Genomic DNA, 25,385 nt, shown 5'->3' with positions numbered 1-25,385 from the left:
TGTCTTCTGTGTGATTTCAATTGTCTTCGTTTTAATTAACTCAAATCATTAACAATACTGTCCACAGCACCAACCACTGCTCCACGCATATTGGAAATTATACCCGCCTAACCAACCGGTTACGTCAGTGACTTCACCAATAAAATAAAGTCCTGGTGCTTTTTTGGCTTCAAAGGTTTTGCTAGAAAGCTCATCGACATCGACACCTCCAAGCGTTACCTCAGCGGTGCGATAGCCTTCTGTGCCATTTGGTTTAATTTGCCACTGATGAATCGTTTGGGCAATTTGCGCCAACTCCGCATGATTGAGTTGATTAAGTGCTTTGTCGGGGATTTCCTGTTGCTCTGTAAGAATTTCCACGAATCGCTTTGGTAATAACGTCGCAAGTGCATTTTTGAATGACTTTTGTGGGCTTTGAGCTCTCCATGCCGCTATCAACGCTTCAATGGAATTATCAGGCAGTAGATTGATGGTGACAGCCTGTCCAGCTTGCCAAAAACTGGAAATTTGTAAAATGGCCGGACCCGATAAGCCTCTGTGCGTAAATAAAATATTTTCACGGAAAGACACGCCCGATTCACTGCTAACGAGACTGTCAATACTCACCCCCGACAATCCTTCAAACCGTTGCTTATCATGGTCATGAAGTGTGAGAGGGACCAAAGCGGCTGTTGTAGGGTGTACTGTTAAACCAAACTGTTGAGCGACTTGATAGCCAATGGGTGTTGCTCCAAGCTTTGGCATTGTTAGACCACCAGCCGCAATCACAAGAGAAGCGCAACCTATCTCCCCTTCAGACGTTTTAAGTGTGTAACCTTCGTCTGTTTTGCTCACCGACAGCACTTCTCGTCTCAAAAGCAATTCAACGCCTGCCCACTCACATTCAGTCAGTAAAATATCCACGATGTCTTGCGCGCTGTTGTCACAAAACAACTGACCCAAGGTTTTATGATGGTAGGCAAGTCCGTGTCGGTCCACCAGCTCAATAAAATCATGCTGAGTGTAGCGACTTAGGCAACTTTTAACGAAGTGAGGATTTTGGCATAAGTAGTTGGCTGGAGTGGCATTTTCATTGGTGAAGTTGCAACGACCACCTCCACTGATGAGTATTTTACGTCCTGCTTTCTTACCCATATCTACTACCGCTACTTGTCTTCCACGATAGCCAGCTTGCGCTGCACACATTAATCCTGCAGCGCCTGCGCCAAGAACCACAACATCAAAATTCAATTTATTGACCTACATCTAGTTACTTTTAATACTAGCGTAGTATAACAGAGTCTAAAGTATTTCCTTATCGCCTGTTTTGTTTACATCCATTCACAAACTGAACAAAACATAACCTATCGAATTTTATATTCCATCATGGATTGATTTAACATTATTTTAATAATTATGAGATAAGCTAACCCGTCCTTTTTCATTAACTCTAAAAAAACCTGTAAATTTAGACATTTAGAAGTCTTCTTATACTCATTTACATATGACTAATAACTAATCTTTCCTTGGTTAAATTTAACACTGAATTTACTTTGTTTACCTTCTCGCAGGGTTTGACCCTGATAGAAGTACAAAACAACAATCTAGGGAAAATTATGATAACAGCAAAACAACTTAAGCTTGGCGCACTCAGCCTTGCTATTGCAGCAACATTCCAAGCGCCAGCGATTGCGGCAACAATGACAGTGAACGACATTGCAGCAAAAGTGGCCGCTCAACCAACTCGCGGTACTCAATTCATCATTAAGTACAAATCAGCAAAAGCGGGTGATTTCTCAACGCAAAATGCGGCTGACATGAATGCGCGTGCAAAGCAATTCATCGACGGTTTCGCAAGCTCAAAAGCACATGCTAAAGCGAAATATGTACGCTCAATGGCGTTACAAAATCACCACGTGGTACAAGCGGGTAAAAAATTAAGTCCAGAAGAAGCGCAAGCGTTTATGGATGAAATGGTTGCTACAGGTAACGTTGAGTACATTGAAATTGACCAAATGCTTAAGCCTTTCGCTACGCCAAACGATCCACGTTACAGCGACCAATGGCATTACCATGAAGCAACGGGTGGTTTGAATCTGCCTTCTGCGTGGGATAAATCAACCGGTGCGGGCGTCGTTGTTGCGGTTCTTGATACAGGTTACCGTCCTCATGCGGACTTAAACGCAAACATTCTACCGGGCTACGACATGATCTCGGACACCTTCGTTGCGAACGATGGCGGCGGTCGTGATAGCGATGCAAAAGATCCGGGTGATGCTATCGCTAAAAACGAATGTGGCGATGTCCATGATGCTCAAGATTCAAGTTGGCACGGAACACACGTAGCTGGCACAATTGCAGCCGTTACAAACAACAACGAAGGTGTTGCGGGTGTAGCTTATGACGCGAAAGTAGTACCAGTACGTGTACTTGGTAAGTGTGGTGGTTTAACGTCAGATATCGCTGACGGTATTGTTTGGGCTTCAGGTGGTTCAGTGTCAGGTGTACCATCTAACGCAAACCCAGCAAGCGTAATCAACATGAGTCTTGGTGGCAGTGGTGCATGTAGTTCTGCAACACAATCTGCAATTAACACTGCTCGTGCAAACGGCACAGTTATTGTTATCGCCGCGGGTAACGACAACGACAACGCGAACAATTACAACCCTGGTAACTGTAGTGGCGTTGTGAACGTTGCGTCAGTAGGCCGCAACGGTGGTCGTGCATACTACTCTAACTACGGCACATCTATTGACGTAGCAGCTCCAGGTGGCGCGCAAAGCTTTGCTAATGATCCACAAGGTATCTTATCAACACACAATGGCGGTTCATCAAGCCCGTCAACGGATACATACCATTACATGCAAGGTACTTCTATGGCGGCACCACACGTTGCGGGTGTCGCTGCGCTTATCAAACAAGCTAAGCCATCTGCAACGCCAGATGAAATTGAAAGCATCTTGAAAACAACAACGCGCTCTTTCCCAGCGACATGCAACAACTGTGGTACGGGTATTGTTGATGCAAATGCTGCAGTACTTAAAGCCATTGGTGGTCCAATCACGAATGAGCTTCAAGATGGCGTGGCAGCGACTAACCTATCTGGTTCTAAAGGCAGCCAAACTAAATACACTTACAACGTCGTTTCTGGTGCGTCAAAAGTAACCTTTACGATGAGCGGTGGCACGGGTGATGCAGATATGTACGTGCGTGCAGGAACAGAGCCTACTACGTCAGTATTTGATTGCCGTCCATACGAAACAGGCAACAACGAAGTATGTACAATCAATAACCCAACATCTGGTACATACCATGTTATGTTGAACGGCTATGCGGCATACAATGGCGTAAGTTTACTTGCTCAAACAACCGGTGGCACCACAACTACACCAACGGGTGGAGAAAGCACGGTAACTGACATTTCAGCTTCATCTGGTACGTGGAAATACTACACCGTAGATGTGCCTGCTGGCATGAGTTCACTCACTGTAACGACTTCGGGTGGTTCTGGTGATGCGGATATGTACGTAAAATTTGGTGCTCAACCAACAACATCTAGCTTTGACTGTCGTCCATATGAAAACGGCAATGCTGAAACCTGTAATATCACAAGCCCTAGTGCTGGTACTTATTACATCGGTTTAAATGCTTATAAGACTTTCTCTGGTGTAACACTTAACGTGAAATATGTTCCTTAAGTGATGTTCAATCTACTTAATTACTGTTGAGAACTGCCCAGCATTCACAAACAGAATGTTAATTAACGTAGATGAACACTACACCCCCAGTGAAACAAAGGTCAGCATGTGCTGACCTTTTTTCTTTATGCTCGCCGAACTTTACAGCCCCAAACTGACTCGTATTTTTTCCATCTGTTGGTGAAGTCGTGCTTGGATATCCGTCACTTGGGCATTCGAGCTATCAACCTGACGTTTCATGTTAAGCATCGATTCGCTGAATGAACTGAGTAAGCTATTTTGTTGATCCGCCAAACCTTTAGCACTATCGGCTACTCTATTCGCCTGTTGTGCTCGCTCCGCGACCGCAGAGGAATTCGACCTAAGCTCTTTTGCATGAGCGGTTTGCATTTCGGCGTCTGACGCCAAAGCTGAGATTTCATTCGAGACTTTACTAGAGTTCTCACTGAGGATTTGCAATTGTTGGTTAATATCCGCCAGTGAATTCTGCGTTTGTTGCGCCAATTTTCTCACTTCGTCTGCAACGACCGCAAAACCGCGCCCATGCTCACCCGCCCTCGCCGATTCGATTGCAGCATTCAATGCAAGTAAGTTTGTTTGCTCTGCAATGGTTCGGATCATTTCAATGACTTTGCCAACATCAGAAACGCCCACCAGCAACTCATTCAAACTGCTAAGGCCTGATTCGACTCGACCTTGCGTGTTCGAGCTCGCTTTTAGCATGTCTTCAGCAAATCCAACACTTTGACTCATCGTTTGCAACGTTGAGCGTGCATTTTCAAACACTTCATTATTGATGTCATCGACTTGTCCGCCCAGTTCTTTGATGTCTTCCAACATACCTTGGGTTTGCTCAACTTGTCTTGACGTATGCTCAGATTGCTTGCTGATGTCGGTCAAATTAACGCTCATCTCTTGCATGAAATCATTCACTACCGACAGCATTTCTTGTCGAGCTTCATTTTCTGCTTGCTGGCGCTCTAGTAAGCGATTGAAATAATTAGCAATTTCACCAACTTCTGTTTTTGCATTGAGGTTTTCAATACGCTTCAATTCATTACTTTCAAGCAGATAAGCAAAACCGCTCCTTAATTGGCGAAGCGGATTAAGCACCTGATTACGTTGTACAAAATAAACGCCTGCAGCCAACATAACTAACAACCCAATCGCCGTGCTAAAGAACCAAAGTACGTTTAGTTTTAAATCATTTTGTTCTTGTTTTAATGCCTGCTCGGCGCTGAGGATGGTATTGGAAATTCGTTTTATATCGGCTCTTAATGATTCAATACCAATACGGCGCTGCTCCGTTTGCTCAAGCGTGTTAGCTAAATCTCGTTCAAATCGCTTAGGCCAACTCACCAACTCCGATTTAATATTCAGCGCTTTATCTTCAGCTTCTGCACCAAAGAAAGCTTCATCTTCATCCAGTGCTTCCATCACACCCAAATTATCTAATTGCTCTATTTTGGCCGCGATTGACAACAACTCTTCAACGCTATGATGTAAATTTTGTTTCGCCGTTTCACTGGCGTTCATCACTTGGGTATACGTGTAAATTGATAGGTTTGTTACTTCGATAAAGTAGTCTTTGCTCGCCTTTAGGTATGTTGGCGCAAGCGGATGGTCTTTTGCTTCTAATGCGTAATTGACCATTGATGATGCTGAGCCCGTCATCTGTCTGAGCGCATTATCAAGCAACGCAAGTTCATTGCCCGAGAGCTTCCCAATTGCTCGATATTTACCTTGAATATCGGCGCCAAGCGCTGTCAATTGGGTACCCAATTTGCTTGATAAATCGCTAGGTAAATTTGGCAGTGATTCTTTTTGAATTTGTTGAATAATTTCAGAGGCTTTAGACAAATACTGGCTGTCTCCAGCACTTAAATAATCTTCAATCGTACCCGACAAATCAACTAATACTTTATTCTTCAATGCAGAATAAGTGGTATTTTGTTTGTCGAGTGTACTGAGTACTTGGCTCGCCCAGAACAACGTAGCTGCTAGCATGATACTTGCTGCTGTGAGTAATATTGCCAGTAATCTAGTAAAAGAAGACACTCGCATACGTCAAAACCCCCTTGGTCATTTGCAGGTGGTAGACTATTAAACTTTTATGACAGTTTAATGTATTTGTACGTCTAGACGTAAAAGCAGACTTTTTTCTTAGTCCCTTCAACCTGAACAGTATAGGCAATCACACACAGCTTGCATCAAAGGGACTTAAAAAAAGCAAAAACAGAATCGAAATGAAAGAGTAAAGACAATAAAATCAAGGAATTAAAAAAGATCTAACGTTAAGCGGCAAAACAGTAAATCGTACGTTTTCCTTATTAGATTTACTCTGCCCCACTACAAACGTATGAATAAAAAGTATGAGTACACCACACTGACGAATTAACGCATTGCGGCTTTAACATAAACGTCAAATCGATTTTTCTTCGTCTCAATCTGCATACTGGGCTTTTGCTCATTCAGGAAGGGGGCATAATCTGGGCGTTTTACCACAACACGTTTTGATGCAAGTGACATTGCAAAAGGCAGTAACGCATCGGCATCATCATCTCCGCCAACGAGCGTTTGAAATACGCGCATCTCTTTTTTCACTAACGCTGATTTTTCTCTATGAGGGAACATCGGATCAAGATAAACGACATCAGGTTGAAAAGCGCTCTCTATTAATAACTGATGACTCGTACCAAATGCCATTTTCATGTGTGTTTGCATCCATTGACCAATTTCCGCATCCGAGTAAGCGCGCTGCAATCCGTCGAACAGTAACGCAGCAACAACCGGATGACGCTCATGGAGCATCACTTCACAACCAAGCGCTGCCAATACAAATGCATCGCGACCTAGTCCTGCGGTTGCATCTAATACTTTTGGTGTTGCACCTTTATTTAAACCAACCGCTTTCGCAATAGCCTGCCCCTTTCCTCCACCGTATTTACGCCGATGAGCGGCGGCTCCTGTGACAAAATCAACGTAGACAGCACCAAGCTTGGGTTCATCACTTTTAAATAGTTGTAACCCTTTTTCATCATAAACAAGTCGATATCTTTCATGACTATCAGACCAAGCTTGCAATTCGAATGCCGATTCAAGTTCATCTAAGTAGGGTCTATTTTCTGAAAAAGGGGTGTGGATAACCAAGGCGCTCTCCTATATCTCGCTTAGCGTGATTATACCGACGCCTTGGCTATTACCAAATTAAAATAACTCGATGTCCGTTTGGGCCGGAACGTCCTCCTCGCCCCAAGGTTTTGCAATGCGGTTTAAACTTTCGATCAATTCGTGACGAGCTTCTGTGATTTCAGTGAGTTTATATTTAATAATCGACAATTCGTCATTTAAAAATGAGAAGTGTTGGAACAGCTTTTCAAATTCATCAATTTGCTCTTTGGTAAGTGGTTGCTCCACAAATTCCCTCGCCTTGGCAATTTCCGCCTCAAATGCGACTAGCTTATTGGTTTGGTGGTCACTAATGCCAATCAATTGATCGGAAAGTTCTTCAAACACAATGCCGATTTGCTCCACTTTACTCAGAGCTTCCTCACTGACTTCCATATCCTTGATTTTGGCGTTGGTCGCTTCAAGAATATGCGGTAATAAATCCTTATAGCGGCCATACATCGCTTCATCATCTACAGGCATGTTTTTAATGAGTAAAGAAACTTTTGGATAATTGATGATGGTTCGACGGCCAAAATCGACAAATCGGCTGCCTTCCCTATTTTGTTCAAGTAACTCTTGCTCAATAGGTTGAATTGCGCCTTCACCTGCCAAAAACACCGCACTGCTGTGATACCAAAACGCAACCGCAACATCGAGTTTTAACGGTAAGAAAAACTCAAAAAAGTAATCTCCCAGTGTGCGCAGATCATGGGCATGGTAAGATTGACCCACATAGCGCATGATCCGACCCATGTCGCCCGAGTCTGTCATCGCAATTTCCGCGGTCATTTGTGCACGCTTAATGTCTTGGCTCAAGCGTTTGGAGTGCTGCATGTAGTTGTACAACACTTTAATACGTGCCTTGAGTTCATCCGCTTCAAACGGTTTTACAATGTAATCTGACGCACCACTGTTGTAACCCCGCATTCTTTCATCTAGCTCTTTTCGCGACGACAAGAACATGACGGGAATATCCGCAGTCTGTTTACATTTTTTGAGTTTTTCACACACTTCGTAGCCCGACATGCCAGGCATTTCGACGTCAAGTAGAATAATATCAGGATGATACTTTAAAGCTTGGCGGATCCCTTCATCGCCATTTTTCGCATGGATCAACGTGCAAAATTGCGAAAGCGATTCATCTATTATGTGGTGCACTAAACGATCATCGTCGATAGCCAGGACCAGTTTGGACATACAGCTTTCCCTATTTATTCATTACTTTAGAAAGCATAGTCAGTGTAGAAATTTTTGCTAACGAAAAAGCACCACAAGTGGTGCTTTTATAATCAACTTAACTCATAAATTGCGCTAAATCATGCTGCTTGCGTTTCAATTCCACTGTGACGCAATAGCGCATCGACGGTTGGCGCTCGGCCACGGAAACGTTCAAACAAGACCATCGGAGATTCAGATCCACCTTTTTCGAGAATGTGCTGCATAAAATCGCGACCCGTGTTCGCGTTAAAGACACCTTCTTCCTCAAAACGCGAAAACGCATCAGCAGAGAGTACTTCAGCCCATTTGTATGAATAATACCCCGCACTATAGCCACCAGCAAAAATATGGCTAAAACTGTGTTGGAAACGATTAAACTCAGGCGCTTTTACGACTGCGGTTTTCTCGCGCACCGAGTTTAAAATGGTTTGGATATTACAGCTTTCAGAAGGCGTATAGTCCGCGTGAATATGGAAATCAAAGAGCGCAAATTCAATCTGGCGCAACATCATCATAGCCGATTGATAATTCTTCGCGGCTAATAGTTTATCCAGTAGCTCTTTAGGCAACGGTTCGCCCGTTTCATAATGCCCAGAGATCAAACTTAACGCTTCTTCGTCATAACACCAATTTTCTAAAAATTGACTTGGTAATTCTACCGCATCCCATGCAACCCCATTGATTCCAGCGACCGAGCCAGCATCAACTTGCGTTAGCATATGATGTAAACCGTGGCCAAATTCGTGGAATAATGTTGTCACTTCATTATGCGTAAACAGGGCCGGCTTACCGCCAACCGCTTTATTAAAATTACACACAAGATACGCCACTGGCGTTTGTAAACGTCCATCAGAAAGATGACGACGACCAATGCAATCATCCATCCATGCACCGCCACGCTTTTTCTCACGAGCAAATAAATCTAAATAAAATTGACCGCGTAGGACGTCTTGACTGTCATAGATAGAGAAAAAGCGTACATCTGAGTGATAGACATCTAGACCTGACTCTTCGACAACACGAATCCCAAATAAACGATTTACTGTTTCGAACAAACCATTAAGCACTTTGTCGGCTGGGAAATAAGGGCGTAGTACTTCATCTGAAATGGCGTATTTAGCCTGCTTTAACTTTTCACCAAAATAGCCATAGTCCCAAGCTTCAAGTGACTCAACGCCATATTGTGCTTTCGCAAATGCTCGAAGTTCATCAACTTCAAGTTGAGCTTGGCCGCGCGATTTGTCGGCTAAGTCATTTAAAAATGCAAATACTTGTGCCGGTGATTCTGCCATTTTGGTTGCTAATGATTTATCCGCATAGCTTTCAAAACCCAGCAATTGAGCTAATTCATGTCGCAGCGCAAGCTCTTCTTTCATGATGTCTGAATTATCAAATTCACCCGCATTAGGCCCTTGATCGGATGCACGTGTCACGAATGCGCGATAGGCCTGTTCACGTAATTTTCGATTATCCGCATACGTCATCAAAGGCAAATAGGACGGAATATCAAGCGTAAATACCCAACCTTCTAATTCTTTACTCTCGGCGGTATGAGCCGCTAAAGCTAATGCCGATTCAGGCAAACCAGCAAGATCGGCTTCATCCGTTACATGTAATTGCCATGCTTGCGTCGCATCAAGTACATTATTGGAAAACTTCATGGCCAAATCAGACAATCTAACTGCTATTTCCCCATATCGCTTTTGTTTTTCAGCAGATAGAGCAATACCCGACAACGCAAAATCACGCAGTTCGTTATCGATGGTTGTTTGTCGAGCAATATCCAGTTGAGCAAATGCGTCACTGTCTTTAATCGCTTTAAATGCTTTGTAAAGTGCCTGATGTTGACCTTTGAACGTGTAGTATTCAGAGATAATAGGCAAACACGCTTCGTATGCTTCTCGAAGCGCATCATTGTTCATCGTCGAGTTTAAGTGGCTTACTGGTGACCACATGCGTGATAGTTTGTCGTCCGCTTCTTCCAGTGGTAAAACGAAATTTTCCCACGTAAAGTGTTCTTGTTTTAATACGTTATCAATCGTTTCGCGACAGTGGGCAATCGCAGATTCAAGCGCTGGCACGACGTGCGCAGGCTCAATTTTTGAAAATGGCGGTAGACCCGAAAGTCCAATTAGTGGATTACTCATATCAACTCGCTTATAGGCTTTTACTTATAAAGGTTGAAATTGGGGCAAATGCCACAATTACAAGGTAATCGGAAATTTTTTAAAATGGTAGCGGGTCATTGTTCACTCGCCAAGGATTGTCTCAAATGAGATAAAAACCGCATTGAGACAGCATTTATGCATCCATTTATTTAGGAGTAAACATGACTCAACATTTTGATTATATCGCCATTGGTGGTGGTAGTGGCGGTATCGCATCAGCCAACCGAGCAGCAATGAGAGGCGCAAAAGTTGCGCTGATCGAAGCCAAACACATGGGTGGAACTTGTGTAAATGTGGGCTGTGTACCAAAAAAAGTAATGTGGCACGGCGCACAAGTCGCAGAAGCCATTAAACTTTATGCACCAGATTATGGTTTTGATGTTGAACTCAAAAACTTCGATTGGGCAAAACTCGTCGAAAGTCGAGAAGCATACATCGGTCGAATTCACCAAGGATACAATGGTTATTTAGCTAAAAATGGCGTAACGGTGATTAATGGCTTTGCTCGTTTTGTCGATAACCACACCGTGGAAGTAAATGGCGAGCGCTATACGGCGGATCATATTTGTATTGCCGTAGGTGGCAGACCATCCATTCCAGCGATTCCTGGCGCAGAGTATGGTATCGATTCAAATGGATTTTTCGAACTCAACGAGCAACCTCGTCGAGTGGCAGTAGTCGGTGCAGGCTACATTGCCGTTGAGCTTGCAGGCGTGCTACACAGCCTAGGCACTGAAACCCATCTGTTTGTTCGACAGCATGCCCCACTTCGAAATTTCGATCCTATTATTGTCGACACGCTCACTGAAATCATGGGCAAAGAAGGGGCCAAAATTCACCCTCATTCCACACCAGAGAAGATCACGAAAGAAGCGGATGGCTCTGTGACGCTGCACTTAACTAATGGTCAATCGCATAACGTTGATCAAGTGATATGGGCAATTGGCCGTGAGCCCGTCACCGATCTCATCAATTTACACGCGACTGACATTGAAACAACTGAACGTGGATACATCAAAGTTGATGAATTCCAAAATACCACTGTTAAAGGGATTTATGCGCTGGGTGACATCATGGAAGGCGGCATTGAATTAACACCCGTTGCGGTTAAAGCGGGCCGTATGCTTGCTGAGCGCCTGTTCAACCCTGAAATGCCCGATGCCAAGATGGATTATGAACTCGTTCCAACAGTCGTATTTAGTCATCCTCCCATTGGTACAATTGGCCTGACAGAGCCACAGGCAAAAGAAAAATACGGTGAAGACCAAGTTAAAGTGTATACCTCAACATTTGCAGCAATGTACACTGCGGTCACCCAACATCGCCAGCCTGTACGCATGAAATTAGTGTGCGCCGGTCCAAATGAACAAGTCGTCGGATTGCATGGCATCGGTTTTGCTGTTGATGAAATGATCCAAGGGTTTGGAGTCGCAATGAAAATGGGTGCAACCAAAGCAGACTTCGATTCGGTGGTGGCTATCCATCCAACCGGTTCTGAAGAGTTTGTTACTATGAGGTAACTAATTGATAAATAAACGCTGTGTTAAGAGCAGCGTTTATTTATAACGAATCTGATTTGGCTAAAAAGAGCCGATAAGTCAGCGCGAGAATCGCGCTCAGTACACCCGCTCCCGCTAACACCCAGTAGCTAAAAAGGGAGAACAAACCTGCACCGAGCGTGCCTCCAACGATGAACCCAACGATTAACGCTATGAATAATCGCGCTTTTCGAGTATCGATGGCTTCGCCTCGAAATCGCGCCCCAATCATAAGCCCAACGTCCGTCAGAACTCCGGTGAGGTGAGTGGTTCGAACAATCGCTCCGCTGTAGTTTGTCACCATCGCATTTTGTAAACCACACGCCGCCGAAGCGAATAAATACCCTCCGCCAAGCTCTAAATACAGTAAACCACCCGCAATTAAAAGAAAAAAGGCTTCAACAAATAACAACGTATCGTAATGGCGACCGAGTTTCGCTTGCGTCCCTTTGAGCAAAGTCCCCGATATGGCTGCCCCGACTAAGAAGGCTATAAGTACCGTCGTTAAATTCCATACGAGTGCTAGGTCACTGTGAAAAGGATTTAATGCAATGCCGAGTTGCGTTGCATTACCCGAGACATGAGAAACCGCTTGGTGGGTAAATCCTAAAAAGCCTACCGAGTTCACCATTCCTGCATTGAGAGCCAATACAAATGCGCCCGACACTATCCATCGAGGTAATGTGTGCATCGTTACTTAAACAACCACAACGCAGTTACGACCAGCTCGTTTTGCTTGGTAAACGGCATTATCCGCTAATTTCAATGACTGGCTAAATGGTTGCTGTAGCTCAACTTCACACACACCAAAACTGGCCGTTATCTTCAAGCGCAGTGCTCCATGCTTGATAACCAAGGCTTCAACTGCCGCCCTCAAACGTTCAGCAACCGTTGCCGCATCGTCTAATTTTGTTGCGGGAAGCACAGCGAGGAATTCTTCCCCGCCTAATCGGCACAGGCAATCTTCTGTTCGTAGAATTTGCAGGCAACATTCTGAAAACTGACGTAACACCACATCACCTACATCATGACCATATTTATCATTGATGCGTTTAAAGTGATCCAAATCGACCATCACCGCCGACAACGTAGACCCATTGCGTAGATGACGACTAATTTCCCTGCGCGTGAAATCCATTAGATAGCGCCGGTTTTTTAAACCGGTTAACGCATCTTGGAATGCAAGTAAGCGTAACTTTTGTTGCAGTTGCCAGAGCTCTTTGACCAAGAGTCGTCGGCTACAACAATCCGCAATCATCTCGGCATAGGCAACTTCTGTTTCACTCCATTCACGAACACCACCCCGCCCTTCACAGCAGACAACGCCAAGTGGGATACCGTTCTTAAAAATGACGGTATCCAACATGGTGGTTATGCCATTCGGTTGTAAGTAAATCCCGTTGAACTCTAAAGTGCTTTCATCCTGCTCGGCATCATTCGCCGCGATACTCACACCAGAGGAAATGGCTGAAAAATAGATTGGGAAATCGGTGTATTTTAAAGACGGGTAAAAGGCAAGCGGGTCTTCTTCATCTTCAGTCTGGAAATGACTCGGTACTTGCCCTGCAGGCCAATCGGTATTGGCGACATTGATCAATTTAACGGGGTGATTAATATCGTCAAATAACCAAACGGAAATGCGATCGATACCTAAGGATAGCTGTCCTTCATGGATGATGTCAGACAAAAAACTAGGATACTCCCCAGACACATCCACTTCTTCTGAACTGATGCGACGCAGACGCTGGGTCAATTCTGACAATCGGTTTTGCATGGTTCTCTTTGATAGTTACAACGAAAAGGCAACAGCCTCCATATCATACATTAAGAAAACCACGAAATAGGTAAGCCGTCAAGAAAATGTAAACAGCCACTTAATTGACGACAACCATATCAGCTACATGTATTTCGACAAATACTTTTTGAAGACAGGATCTGTGTTCATCAGCTGCTTTTGCTCAGCCAATATTTCATGCAAAATCGTTTCTGAGGTTAGAGGATTTGCGAGTACAACCCGGAACACAACCGTCGGTTGATTCTGATATTGGACAGGTGTTAAACGCGTACGAGAAACAAAAGAACGACCCGCTTCACGTTGTCGCTTTTGCATGCTGGCAGTGAATCGATTTAATGCCGCATAAATCTCTATTTTTTCTTCGTCGCTTGCTTTAGCAATCGCGTCTTTAATGGCTTTGGGCACTAAACGGTACGTCAGTAAGCATAGTTCAGGTTCTGAAATCAGTTCAAAATCTTCATCCGCTTTAATCAAATCAGCAAAATATTTGGCTTTCGAAATACTTTTATCAATCAGCATTTCATAGCCTTTGCGACCGATCACTCTTAAGCACGCATGGACTAACATCGCCATACCTGGACGGCTGCCCTCTAAGGTGTGACTACCTAAATCTTTAGACCCTTTACGTAGAATATACTCAGCATGATGCTCAATCGCGTCTGTCGCCGCAGGATCTTTAAAAAGCACTAACCCAGCTCCCATCGGCACATACATTTGTTTATGCGCATCGATCGTGATTGAATCAGCTCGTTCCACACCTTTAAGTAAATGACGATGTGTTTGGGACAGTAATGTTGCCCCACCCCATGCAGCGTCCACATGAAAATGACAGCCTAACTCTACCGCCAAGTCCGCCATGTCCTCTAAAGGATCGATATTGCCCGTTTCTGTAGTCCCTGCGACCCCTACCAGGGCCATCACTTTAATGCCTTTAGCTTCAAGTTCTAGCGCTTTTTGGCGCATTAAATCTACACGAACACGGTTGTTGTGGTCGGTTGGAATGGCCACAAAGTTGTCTCGGCCAATGCCCAGTACGTCCGCAGCCTTGCCCAACGAGTAGTGGCCACGTTCAGACACGAGAACCGCAAGTCCTCGATAACCATAATGCAATAAACCAGCCACCATCCCTTGCGCTGAAATGCCAGTAAACTCACCATCAGGCTTTAAGAGTCGGTTTCGTGCAATCCAAAGCGCTGAAATGTTTGCAATGGTGCCGCCAGAGCAAAATGCGCCAAGTGCGGTATTCGCGCTGTGCATACATTTATTGTAGAACCCTTTGCTTTCGCCGAAGGCCAAGTGATGCATCATCCCAAGCACCTGACGCTCTAATGGCGTAAACGCTTTGGACGTCTCAATTTTTACCAAGTTTTGGTTAAGACCCACCATCAGCTTCGATAATGGCAGCACAAAGTGTGGTAATGCAGAAGTCATATGACCAATAAAGCTAGGAGCAGCAGTATGCACTGAATGGGCGACTAACTGGTCCATAATTTCTTGCGCATAGTCGGAAACGAACATTGGCTCTTCTGGTATCGCTGCTGACTGAAAATCTTTCTCGATTTCATGCAGCGGCTTTTCTACAGCAGCAATATTCTCTTTTAAAAATCCAGCCAAATTGCTCGAAATTTCTAGCTCGATTCTGCTTAAAGTCGACCCTGGCGCTTCAGGAACAGTAAATATACGCATAAGAGTATCTTCAGAAGCGACAGCACAACGCTTTTGGTCCATAACCTACCCGTTATCTAACCTTATAACTGCAAATAGCGGCATAATCACACCAATCTAGTTGCATACTTGATAAAAAGAAACGGCTCACTTTACTGGAAACGACAAGAAAAGTCTTCTATCTCCTTTAGAAAAGTGTCGCAACCATGACTTTTTAATGAAATATCCAAGACATTTATACCTTGGCGTTCTACACTTGAGAAGCTTTTGTCTTATCCTTTCGCTCGTTCATCCGAGTGAGGTTGAGCTAAACAACTACATACGGATAAAATAAAGGAACACTAGCAAAAGGATACTGCTAATGAAAACCCTTAAGCTTAAAAACATCCCCAATTTGTGGCTCATCGTCGGCGCCGTGCTTTTTATCTCAAGCCTCGTCGCGTATGTCTATATCTCCTATAAGACCACGCGTGAAGAAATCATGTCTGAAGTTGACGCTAGGCTTTTACATGCAGCGCGTACTGTCCCATTAATTCTAGGACGCGATTACCACGACAAGCTTAATCAACTGACAAACGAAGATTACCAAGCTGCAAGCAATAAGCTCTCAGAGTTGGCTAAAGCCCTTGATATGACATATGTCTACACAATGATATACGATCCACCGTCGGTGCGATTTACAGCGTCAAGTTTCACTGAGTACGACCATAAAATAGGCCGAATTAGTCGGTTTAAAGAAGCCTATGCCGAAGCAACCACGGTTAATGTCCAAGCATTTTCCTCTACAACACCGCTTTTTGAAGTGGCTCACGACCGTTGGGGCAGTTTTAAATCTGTTTTCGTGCCTTACATCGCTCCTTCTGGTCAGGCTTATATTGCTGGGGCAGACATCGCGCTCGCCGATTTAGAAGCACAGCTACAACAAAGCGCACGGCAAGCAATTCTGACCGCGAGTTTCTTTTTCTTTATCGCCGCACTTGTCGGATTTTTGTACTTTGTTACTTATCGACGCACCCTAGAATATGACCCTTCGACTGGCTTTCCGGCTCGCGTTGCGCTTATGACGAAATTACGTCGCAAGCAACATTTACATTGGAGTTTGGCTGTAATTTGGGTGAAGGATTTAGAGGACATTATTGGATTTTACGGAATAAAAGTTGCTGAAGACGTGATGCAAAAACTAATGGATTTTTTCGCTTCTCGCACCGCTCCTCACTCCGTTTTTCGCCTCGCAACGGGAAAATGTGCGATTTTGTTTGAAGAAGGCGATGAATCTCAACTGGTTGATCTGATCCGTAGCTTTCCGGTATACAGCCCAATTATTAGCAATCCTCACGTCTGTATTCATCTTCACGCAGGCATCGCAACCGGCAATGCACAGATGGTGCTTGAAAACGCCTACGTAGCCTGCCGCCAAGCAAAACAGCAAGGCGAGTTGTTACGTGTTTACAGTTATGAGAATCTGTCGGGACACCTTGATCATAAAAACCATCTTTTGCTCACGAACAGTATCCATCGGGCCATACAAAGCCAACACATTCAGCCATTTTATGAGCCTCGTTGTGAACCTCATTCTAATTTAATCAACCAAATTGCGTGTACTGCACGGATCTTTAACGAGTTTGGACAACTACTCGTTGCACAGCGACTCGACCCTATTTTGTTTAACTCCGGCTTATCAAGCCAGCTATGCCAAATTTTACTTAAACGCTGCATTGAACGGTTTCGTAAAGAGTCGCTCCATTGGAGTATTGTGGTACCATTTGCAGCGATGTGCGATCCCCATTTTCTCGATTTACTCAAAGGAGAACTTCGCCGTTATCCGACACCTCACCGAATTACCTTTGAAGTCGATGAACAAGATTTATTAAGTAATTATTCCGTCGTTGCAGCGTTCATCACGCAAGTCAAAGCCAAAGGTGTCAAGGTGCTCATAAACCATGTTAGCAGCGGTTTAATTACGGTTACACGGGTGATCAGGCTAGACATTGACGCCATTATGCTTGCACCTCACATCACAGAGCATGTTTGCGATGACTGCCATGTTGCGGAATACGTCCACCATATGGCGGTACAATGTGATGTCGCGAAAGTTAAACTTTGCGCAATGGATGTTGAAAGTGCTGAACAATATGACAAGCTCGTTGAGCTCGGCGTACATTCTTTGCAAGGACGGTTTGTCGGCTCTTCGAGTCCACAAGTGCCACAACAACTATTAAAGCATCCTCGTCAAGCGAGTGCTTAACTGACCTGATGCCCAATATTTACGCTCAAAAGGCGTAATCGGCTCGTTGCTTTCATAGGGCTCTGCGCTTGTGGGGAAACCAGCAAGTGTAAGAGCAAAGGCAAATTCTTCAACATACGTGGACCAGTTACTTCTGACTTCGAGTTGCCCACCCAATTTTAACATATAAGGAAATACAGACCCGCCATGCCAGCGCCGTTTAATATGCTTAGCCTTCGGCCAAGGGTTTGGATACAGCAGATAGTGATGGGATAATTGCCAACCGGCTTCCACCGCTAAACGCCAAAAGTCGTTTAAATCCGCACGAACAAGCAGATATTGCCCAATTTCAGATTGCCGATACTCGACATCATGCTTATTTAATCGATGCGATGATTTATCAATGCCAATAACTAACGCTTGAGGATGTCGCTTGGCAATATTCGCTGTACTTTCACCAACGCCGCAACAAGAATCGAAAACAAGTGGACCGGTAAACGCGTCCACATGTTTTTTTACGACCTCAAAAGCGACGTGAGTATGTGTCGCAATTGGCTTTAAAAAGGGCGATCGCAAATGCGTCGTTACAATATCTTCAAGCTTGTCATGCATGCCATCTTGATTACTTATCACGCATTTTGAGTTTGCCATTACCATTAGTGTCTTAGCCCTGTACCTCGCTTAATCAACGTAAGAGCTAACGTGAACATGGCAACAATCAAAGCACTCAACACACCAAACGCTACACCAATATCGATGTCCGAAACGCCAAGAAAACCATAACGGAAGGCATTCACCATGTACACGATAGGGTTGGCCTTAGATACCATTTGCCAGACATCGGGTAAAAGGCTTATAGAATAAAATACGCCACCCAAATAAGTGAGCGGAGTCAGCACAAAAGTCGGAATGATGCTGATGTCGTCAAAACTATTTGCGTACACGGCATTAATAAGACCCCCGAGCGAAAAAACCGCGGACGTCAGAACTACAGTGGCAACGATAATGCCGATGTGATGAATTTGAATATCAACGAACAATAAACTAATACACGTCACTATCGCACCAACTAATACACCCCGGGCCATCCCTCCTCCCATGTAACCAAGCACGATGATGTAATTCGGTACTGGGGCGACGAGCAGTTCTTCAATACTCTTTTGAAATTTGGTGGAATAGAAGCTCGACGCGACATTCGCATAGGAATTAGTGATAACCGACATCATGATGAGACCAGGTACGATAAACTCCATGTAACTGAAGCCGCCCATCTGACCAATACGCGAACCTATTAAGCTGCCAAAAATAAGAAAATACAGCGTCATCGTAATAGCCGGTGGAACAAGCGTCTGCACCCAGATCCGTAAAAAGCGAATACACTCTTTTATCCAAATACTTTGTAGTGCAACCCGATATTTTAGTAGCCCCATTAGTCTCGCCCTTGTTCTAATAGACCAACGAACAGCTCTTCTAAGCGATTGGCCTTATTGCGCATACTTAACACTTGAATACTTTGCTCATTTAGTTGCAAAAAGACATTATTAAGCCCTTGGGATTTCGCCACTTCCACTTCAAGAGTATGGTCATCCACTTGGCTAAAGCCATATCCGTCTAATCTTATCGCCTGTGTCGTTGGACTCAGGTCTAAAATGAACGTCTCTTTGTCCAATTTTGCGAGCAATGCTTTAATGGTCGTATTTTCAACGATGACGCCTTTATCGATAATCGCGATATTGCGGCAAAGCAATTCGGCTTCTTCTAAATAATGCGTCGTTAAAATGATAGTGACACCTTGTTGATTTATTTTGCGCAAAAATTCCCACATCGAGCGGCGTAGCTCGATGTCTACACCTGCAGTAGGTTCATCCAAAATAAGCAGTTTTGGCTCATGCATTAATGCTCTAGCAATCATGAGACGTCGTTTCATGCCCCCAGACAACGTTCTAGCCTGTTTGTCCTTTTTCTCGTAAAGTCCTAGCTGGGTTAGTAACTTATCTGACCGTTCTATTGCTACTGCTCGCGGCACACCATAGTAACCAGCTTGCGTCACTAGGATTTGTTCTAGAGTTTCAAATTGACTAAAGTTGAACTCTTGCGGTACGAGCCCAAGATCAGCTTTTGCAGCCTCCAATGCGGTGTCTATCGAATGGCCAAACACCTTTACGTCACCCGAGGTCTTATTTACCAAAGAGGAAATGACGCCGATCGTCGTTGACTTTCCCGCGCCATTTGGACCAAGCAAAGCAAAGAAATCCCCTTGTTTGACGGTCAAATCAATGTTTTTTACAGCCTCAACGCCATTGCTATAAACTTTGCGAAGCCCCTTTATTTCGAGCGCATTCATTACGATTTTTTCTCTCCGTATCCCCAACGCTCAGTAAGCGTATGCGTTATCCCCAAATGATCTAAAATACGTGAAACCATGAAATCGACGAGATCGTCAATCGACTTTGGTTGATGGTAAAACCCTGGTGCAGCAGGCATCACAGTGACGCCTAACCGACTCAGTTTGAGCATATTCTCAAGATGGATTTCGCTAAAAGGCGTTTCTCTAGGCACGACAATCAACTGACCTCTCTCTTTAATGACGACGTCAGCCGCACGCTCGAGGAGATTATCAGATGCACCTTGCGCAATCGCTGAAACGGTACCGACACTGCAAGGACAAATAACCATTTGCTTTGGCGCGGCAGACCCTGATGCGACGGGGCTAAACCAGTTTTCCTTTCCGAATACTTTGATTTGACCTTCCTTCGCGTCGAAGCGTGCTGACAATTGCTCCGCTGCTTTTTCCTCATTTGCCGATAGTTTTACATTTGACTCGGTATCTAATACAACGCGAGCTGCACTTGAAATAAGCACAAAAACTTCGTAATTGAGCGCGACCAAAATCTCTAGAAGTCGTAAACCATAGGGTGCGCCTGACGCTCCACTAAAGCCAAGCGTAATCGCTTGTTTATAGTCAGCCATTAATGTTTTCCATTTTTAGAAAGTGCGTCCAATAATTTGGTATGAATACCATCAAATCCACCGTTACTCATCACAAGGATATGCTGATTCGGCACCGACTTTTCAACCACTGTACTGACAATTTCGTCTATTTGTTTGCTGCAAAATGCGCCATACTGTTTGGCTATCTCGGTCACAGACCAATTCAATCCATCAGGCTCATACAAATAAACGGCGTCTGCAGTATCTAATGATTCGAGTAGTGTCTTTTGGTGTACACCCATTTTCATGGTGTTAGAACGCGGTTCTAATATTGCAATAATTGGTTCACTACCCACTTTGGCTCTTAGCCCTTCAAGCGTAGTTTTAATTGCCGTTGGGTGATGTGCAAAGTCATCGTATACGGTGACGCCATTGACGCTCCCCCGGATTTCCATGCGACGTTTTGGACTAATAAACTCGGCTAGTGCGTCAATCCCCTGTTCGATTGGGACACCCACATGCCTCGCAGCTGCAAGTGCAACTAATGCATTATGCACATTGTGCAGACCAATAGCGCTCCACTTTACCTTTCCTTTAACACTGCCTTCAAAAACTACATCGAATTCGCTGCCGTCAGCCTTGATAAGGTTATACGTCCATTCCTTCCCGATGGATTCACGTTCACTCCAACATCCGCGTTCAAGTACCCTCCCTAATGCTTCATCATCTAATGGATAAACCACTTTACCGGTTGACGGAAGTGTGCGCATCAGATGGTGGAACTGGGTTTCAATGGCGTCTAAATCTTTGAATATATCCGCGTGGTCAAACTCTAGATTATTTAGAATTAGTGTCTTTGGTAGGTAATGGACAAATTTACTGCGTTTGTCGAAAAATGCCGTATCGTATTCATCGGCCTCAATAACAAAGAATGGTGTTTCAGTAACGCGAGCCGATAGACCGAAATTTTGAACGATTCCACCGATTAAAAAACCAGGATTCAATCCTGCGTACTCTAATATCCAAGCAAGCATACTTGAGGTGGTTGTTTTTCCATGAGTTCCTGCAACCGCTAAAACCCAAGCATTTTGTAATACGTGATGTTTAAGCCACTCTGGCCCTGAGGTATAGGGGATATGATTATTCAATACATATTCCACACAGGCATTACCACGACTCATTGCATTCCCAATGACAACTATATCTGGCCGAGGGTTCAATTGAGATACATCATAACCTTGGATCAATTCAATGCCTAACGCTTCGAGTTGAGTACTCATTGGCGGATAAACGTTGAGATCAGACCCTGTTACTTTGTGACCAAGCGCTTTTGCTATAGCCGCAATACCACCCATGAAAGTGCCACAGATACCAAGAATATGTACGTGCATTCCTTAATTACCCCAAGGATCTACGAAGAGAGAAAGCGTAACTATGCCAAATTTAGGCTGTCGTTACCATGAATAATCATTGAAGAAGTTACAGTTATGGCGGTTTTGATTTTAGACTAGACTAATGGAGAGAGGTCGTCTGTGTTAAATTTCAAATTCTATTTATTTCAAACTATTAATAAATTTTAAAGCTGAATGGCTCGACGAATAGTGGTTTTCTCTTTAGTTGGTTTTCGGCGCCAAAAAGCAAAAAAGCCCGACTCTTTCAGATCGGGCTTTCTTTAATTAAGAGTCGGGGACGCCTAGTCGGGGGCGCCCAGCCTGGCGATGTCCGGTCTACGGCCAGAGGCCTTCGACGTTCAAAGCCAGTGAAGCAAAACTGTTTGCTTCCCTAATCGACTTTTCACCCTACTTTCACGTAGCACATCCCTAAACACGTAATAAATAAAAAGGCCTCTTCTTTCGAAGAGGCCTTTTTATTTAATTAGAGCCTGGCGATGTCCTACTTTCACATGGCAGCTGCCACACTATCATCGGCGCTGTTGCGTTTCACTTCTGAGTTCGGCATGGGGTCAGGTGGGTCCACAACGCTATTGTCACCAAGCATAAGCTGGTCGTCTACTCGCTACCGCAAGTAAACTAAATCTGGAACGCTAATATTAATGTCTTTTACTTCGTCGTTGTCTACTTTAGTCAATACTTAACTTCTAACAACTAAACCACTTTGGCGTTGTATGGTTAAGCCTCACGGGTAATTAGTACAGGTTAGCTTCACGCCTCACAGCGCTTCCACACCCTGCCTATCAACGTTGTAGTCTCCAACGGCCCTTTAGTGGAGTTAAACTCCAAGTGAGAACTCATCTCGAGGCTCGCTTCCCGCTTAGATGCTTTCAGCGGTTATCGATTCCGAACGTAGCTACCGGGCAATGCCATTGGCATGACAACCCGAACACCAGCGGTTCGTCCACTCCGGTCCTCTCGTACTAGGAGCAGCCCCTCTCAATTCTCAAACGCCCACGGCAGATAGGGACCGAACTGTCTCACGACGTTCTAAACCCAGCTCGCGTACCACTTTAAATGGCGAACAGCCATACCCTTGGGACCGACTTCAGCCCCAGGATGTGATGAGCCGACATCGAGGTGCCAAACACCGCCGTCGATATGAACTCTTGGGCGGTATCAGCCTGTTATCCCCGGAGTACCTTTTATCCGTTGAGCGATGGCCCTTCCATTCAGAACCACCGGATCACTATGACCTACTTTCGTACCTGCTCGACGTGTCTGTCTCGCAGTTAAGCTTGCTTCTACCATTACACTAACCGAGCGATGTCCGACCGCTCTTAGCAAACCTTCGTGCTCCTCCGTTACTCTTTGGGAGGAGACCGCCCCAGTCAAACTACCCACCAGGCACTGTCCGTAACCCCGATTAGGGGCCAACGTTAGAACATCAAACATACAAGGGTGGTATTTCAAGGACGGCTCCACAAGAACTAGCGTTCTTGCTTCAAAGCCTCCCACCTATCCTACACATGTAGGTTCAATGTTCAGTGCCAAGCTATAGTAAAGGTTCACGGGGTCTTTCCGTCTAGCCGCGGGTACACAGCATCTTCACTGCGATTTCAATTTCACTGAGTCTCGGGTGGAGACAGCGTAGCCATGATTACGCCATTCGTGCAGGTCGGAACTTACCCGACAAGGAATTTCGCTACCTTAGGACCGTTATAGTTACGGCCGCCGTTTACCGGGGCTTCGATCAAGAGCTTCGTCCAAAGACTAACCCCATCAATTAACCTTCCGGCACCGGGCAGGCGTCACACCGTATACGTCATCTTACGATTTTGCACAGTGCTGTGTTTTTAATAAACAGTTCCAGCTACCTATTCTCTGCGACTCCCGTCTGCTTACACCGCAAGGGCTTAACAGACAAGAGCGTACCTTCTCCCGAAGTTACGGTACCATTTTGCCTAGTTCCTTCACCCGAGTTCTCTCAAGCGCCTTAGTATTCTCTACCTGACCACCTGTGTCGGTTTCGGGTACGATTCAATATAAACTGAAGCTTAGAGGCTTTTCCTGGAAGTAGGGCATCAACAACTTCACACCCGTAGGTGCTCGTCTCGTATCTCAGCTTTAGCGACCCGGATTTGCCTAAGTCACCAGCCTACATACTTTCACATGGACAACCAACGCCATGCTTGCCTAGCCTGCTCCGTCCCCCCATCGCATTCATATCAAGTACGGGAATATTAACCCGTTTCCCATCGACTACGCTCTTCAGCCTCGCCTTAGGGGTCGACTCACCCTACCCTGATTAACATGGGATAGGAACCCTTGGTCTTCCGGCGTGCGGGTTTTTCACCCGCATTATCGTTACTTATGTCAGCATTCGCACTTCTGATACCTCCAGCATACCTCCCGGTACACCTTCAACGGCTTACAGAACGCTCCCCTACCCCGCAGATAAAATCTGCAGCCGCAGCTTCGGTGGTATGTTTAGCCCCGTTACATCTTCCGCGCAGGCCGACTCGACTAGTGAGCTATTACGCTTTCTTTAAAGGGTGGCTGCTTCTAAGCCAACCTCCTAGCTGTTTTAGCCTTCCCACATCGTTTCCCACTTAACATACACTTTGGGACCTTAGCTGGCGGTCTGGGTTGTTTCCCTCTTCACGACGGACGTTAGCACCCGCCGTGTGTCTCCCGGATATTACTTACTGGTATTCGGAGTTTGCAAAGGGTTGGTAAGTCGGGATGACCCCCTAGCCTTAACAGTGCTCTACCCCCAGTAGTATTCGTCCGAGGCTCTACCTAAATAGATTTCGGGGAGAACCAGCTATCTCCCGGTTTGATTAGCCTTTCACTCCAATCCACAAGTCATCCCCTACCTTTTCAACGGGAGTGGGTTCGGTCCTCCAGTCAGTGTTACCTGACCTTCAACCTGCTCATGGATAGATCACCGGGTTTCGGGTCTATACCCTGCAACTAAGCGCCCAGTTAAGACTCGCTTTCGCTACGGCTACCCTATTCGGTTAACCTCGCTACAGAATATAAGTCGCTGACCCATTATACAAAAGGTACGCAGTCACACCACGAAGGTGCTCCTACTGCTTGTACGTACACGGTTTCAGGTTCTATTTCACTCCCCTTACAGGGGTTCTTTTCGCCTTTCCCTCACGGTACTGGTTCACTATCGGTCAGTTGGGAGTATTTAGCCTTGGAGGATGGTCCCCCCATATTCAGACAAGGTTTCACGTGCCCCGTCCTACTCGATTTCACTGTGTATAAGTTTTTGTGTACGGGACTATCACCCTGTATCGTTACACTTTCCAGAATATTCCACTAACTACAACACAGCTTAAGGGCTGGTCCGCGTTCGCTCGCCACTACTAACGGAATCTCGGTTGATTTCTTTTCCTCGGGGTACTTAGATGTTTCAGTTCTCCCGGTTCGCCTCCTATGGCTATGTATTCACCATAGGATACCTATAAATAGGTGGGTTTCCCCATTCGGAAATCCTAGTCTCAAGCGCCTCTTACTGGCTCAACTAGGCTTATCGCAAGTTAGTACGTCCTTCATCGCCTCCAACTGCCAAGGCATCCACCGTGTACGCTTA

General features: G+C 45.1%; 16 protein-coding genes and 2 rRNA genes (1 of these 18 cut by a window edge). 3 read left to right on the top strand and 15 right to left on the bottom strand.

Translation table 11 applies throughout. From position 1 onward, the window contains the following. Positions 1-48: 48 nt before the first annotated feature. Positions 49-1,230, bottom strand: a complete 1,182-nt coding sequence (locus NI389_RS12030) for an NAD(P)/FAD-dependent oxidoreductase (RefSeq protein ID WP_308360122.1) — start codon at positions 1,228-1,230, stop codon at positions 49-51. Positions 1,231-1,595: 365 nt separating this feature from the next. Here NI389_RS12030 and NI389_RS12025 point away from each other — a divergent pair, with 365 nt between their 5' ends. Beyond that, entirely contained in the window at positions 1,596-3,677 is a 2,082-nt protein-coding gene (locus NI389_RS12025) for a S8 family peptidase (RefSeq protein WP_308360121.1), read from the top strand. Between the two features lie 141 nt (positions 3,678-3,818). Here NI389_RS12025 and NI389_RS12020 read toward each other — a convergent pair whose 3' ends face one another. From NI389_RS12020 to prlC, 4 genes are all read right to left on the bottom strand, one after another. Beyond that, positions 3,819-5,741, bottom strand: a complete 1,923-nt coding sequence (locus NI389_RS12020; protein ID WP_308360120.1) for a methyl-accepting chemotaxis protein — start codon at positions 5,739-5,741, stop codon at positions 3,819-3,821. A gap of 330 nt (positions 5,742-6,071) precedes the next feature. After that, on the bottom strand, positions 6,072-6,827 hold the full coding sequence (locus tag NI389_RS12015) for a class I SAM-dependent methyltransferase (protein ID WP_308360119.1): 756 nt from the start codon (positions 6,825-6,827) through the stop codon (positions 6,072-6,074). Positions 6,828-6,884: 57 nt separating this feature from the next. After that, entirely contained in the window at positions 6,885-8,045 is a 1,161-nt protein-coding gene (locus tag NI389_RS12010) for a response regulator (RefSeq protein ID WP_308360118.1), read from the bottom strand. A gap of 119 nt (positions 8,046-8,164) precedes the next feature. Beyond that, complete coding sequence (prlC, locus tag NI389_RS12005; protein WP_308360117.1) at positions 8,165-10,213, bottom strand: oligopeptidase A; 2,049 nt, start codon at positions 10,211-10,213, stop codon at positions 8,165-8,167. A gap of 182 nt (positions 10,214-10,395) precedes the next feature. Here prlC and gorA point away from each other — a divergent pair, with 182 nt between their 5' ends. Beyond that, entirely contained in the window at positions 10,396-11,754 is a 1,359-nt protein-coding gene (gorA, locus tag NI389_RS12000; protein WP_308360116.1) for a glutathione-disulfide reductase, read from the top strand. A 40-nt stretch (positions 11,755-11,794) separates the two neighbouring features. Here gorA and NI389_RS11995 read toward each other — a convergent pair whose 3' ends face one another. The 3 genes from NI389_RS11995 to panP all read right to left on the bottom strand — a co-directional run bounded on the left by NI389_RS11995 (position 11,795) and on the right by panP (position 15,295). Further along, on the bottom strand, positions 11,795-12,463 hold the full coding sequence (locus NI389_RS11995; protein WP_308360115.1) for a YoaK family protein: 669 nt from the start codon (positions 12,461-12,463) through the stop codon (positions 11,795-11,797). A 6-nt stretch (positions 12,464-12,469) separates the two neighbouring features. Continuing rightward, positions 12,470-13,546 (bottom strand): sensor domain-containing diguanylate cyclase, encoded by a 1,077-nt coding sequence (locus NI389_RS11990; RefSeq protein WP_308360113.1) that lies wholly within the window; start codon positions 13,544-13,546, stop codon positions 12,470-12,472. A gap of 123 nt (positions 13,547-13,669) precedes the next feature. Then, on the bottom strand, positions 13,670-15,295 hold the full coding sequence (gene panP, locus NI389_RS11985; RefSeq protein ID WP_308360112.1) for a pyridoxal-dependent aspartate 1-decarboxylase PanP: 1,626 nt from the start codon (positions 15,293-15,295) through the stop codon (positions 13,670-13,672). Between the two features lie 298 nt (positions 15,296-15,593). Here panP and NI389_RS11980 point away from each other — a divergent pair, with 298 nt between their 5' ends. Continuing rightward, complete coding sequence (locus NI389_RS11980) at positions 15,594-17,477, top strand: EAL domain-containing protein (protein ID WP_308360111.1); 1,884 nt, start codon at positions 15,594-15,596, stop codon at positions 17,475-17,477. On the opposite strand, the gene trmB is transcribed toward NI389_RS11980, so the two are convergent. From trmB to NI389_RS11945, 7 genes are all read right to left on the bottom strand, one after another. Beyond that, positions 17,448-18,113: a tRNA (guanine(46)-N(7))-methyltransferase TrmB gene (gene trmB / locus NI389_RS11975; RefSeq protein WP_308360110.1), complete on the bottom strand. Its 666-nt coding sequence runs from the start codon at positions 18,111-18,113 to the stop codon at positions 17,448-17,450. The two genes, NI389_RS11980 and trmB, sit on opposite strands and share 30 nt — an antisense overlap. Beyond that, positions 18,113-18,886: an ABC transporter permease gene (locus NI389_RS11970; protein WP_208842236.1), complete on the bottom strand. Its 774-nt coding sequence runs from the start codon at positions 18,884-18,886 to the stop codon at positions 18,113-18,115. The genes trmB and NI389_RS11970 overlap by 1 nt, the downstream gene beginning before the upstream one ends. Then, the gene (locus NI389_RS11965) at positions 18,886-19,800 is read right to left on the bottom strand and encodes an ABC transporter ATP-binding protein (protein WP_308360109.1); all 915 of its coding nucleotides are present in this window, start codon (positions 19,798-19,800) and stop codon (positions 18,886-18,888) included. The genes NI389_RS11970 and NI389_RS11965 overlap by 1 nt, the downstream gene beginning before the upstream one ends. After that, the gene (locus tag NI389_RS11960; RefSeq protein ID WP_308360108.1) at positions 19,800-20,426 is read right to left on the bottom strand and encodes a flavin prenyltransferase UbiX; all 627 of its coding nucleotides are present in this window, start codon (positions 20,424-20,426) and stop codon (positions 19,800-19,802) included. Before NI389_RS11960 ends, NI389_RS11965 begins: the two co-directional genes overlap by 1 nt. Beyond that, a complete protein-coding gene (gene mpl / locus NI389_RS11955) occupies positions 20,426-21,778 on the bottom strand; it encodes a UDP-N-acetylmuramate:L-alanyl-gamma-D-glutamyl-meso-diaminopimelate ligase (RefSeq protein ID WP_308360107.1) in 1,353 nt (450 codons plus the stop codon). The genes NI389_RS11960 and mpl overlap by 1 nt, the downstream gene beginning before the upstream one ends. Before the next feature lie 489 nt (positions 21,779-22,267). Next, positions 22,268-22,382, bottom strand: a 5S ribosomal RNA gene (rrf, locus tag NI389_RS11950). 130 nt (positions 22,383-22,512) lie between these two features. Continuing rightward, a 23S ribosomal RNA gene (locus NI389_RS11945) occupies positions 22,513-25,385 on the bottom strand (it continues 11 nt past the right edge of the window).

It is taken from the genome of Pseudoalteromonas xiamenensis (assembly GCF_030994125.1).
In the GTDB taxonomy this organism is placed as follows: Bacteria; Pseudomonadota; Gammaproteobacteria; order Enterobacterales; family Alteromonadaceae; genus Pseudoalteromonas; species Pseudoalteromonas xiamenensis_B.
The sequence above is the reverse complement of the archived record's forward strand: the minus strand, read 5'-3'. Positions and strand labels throughout refer to the sequence as shown.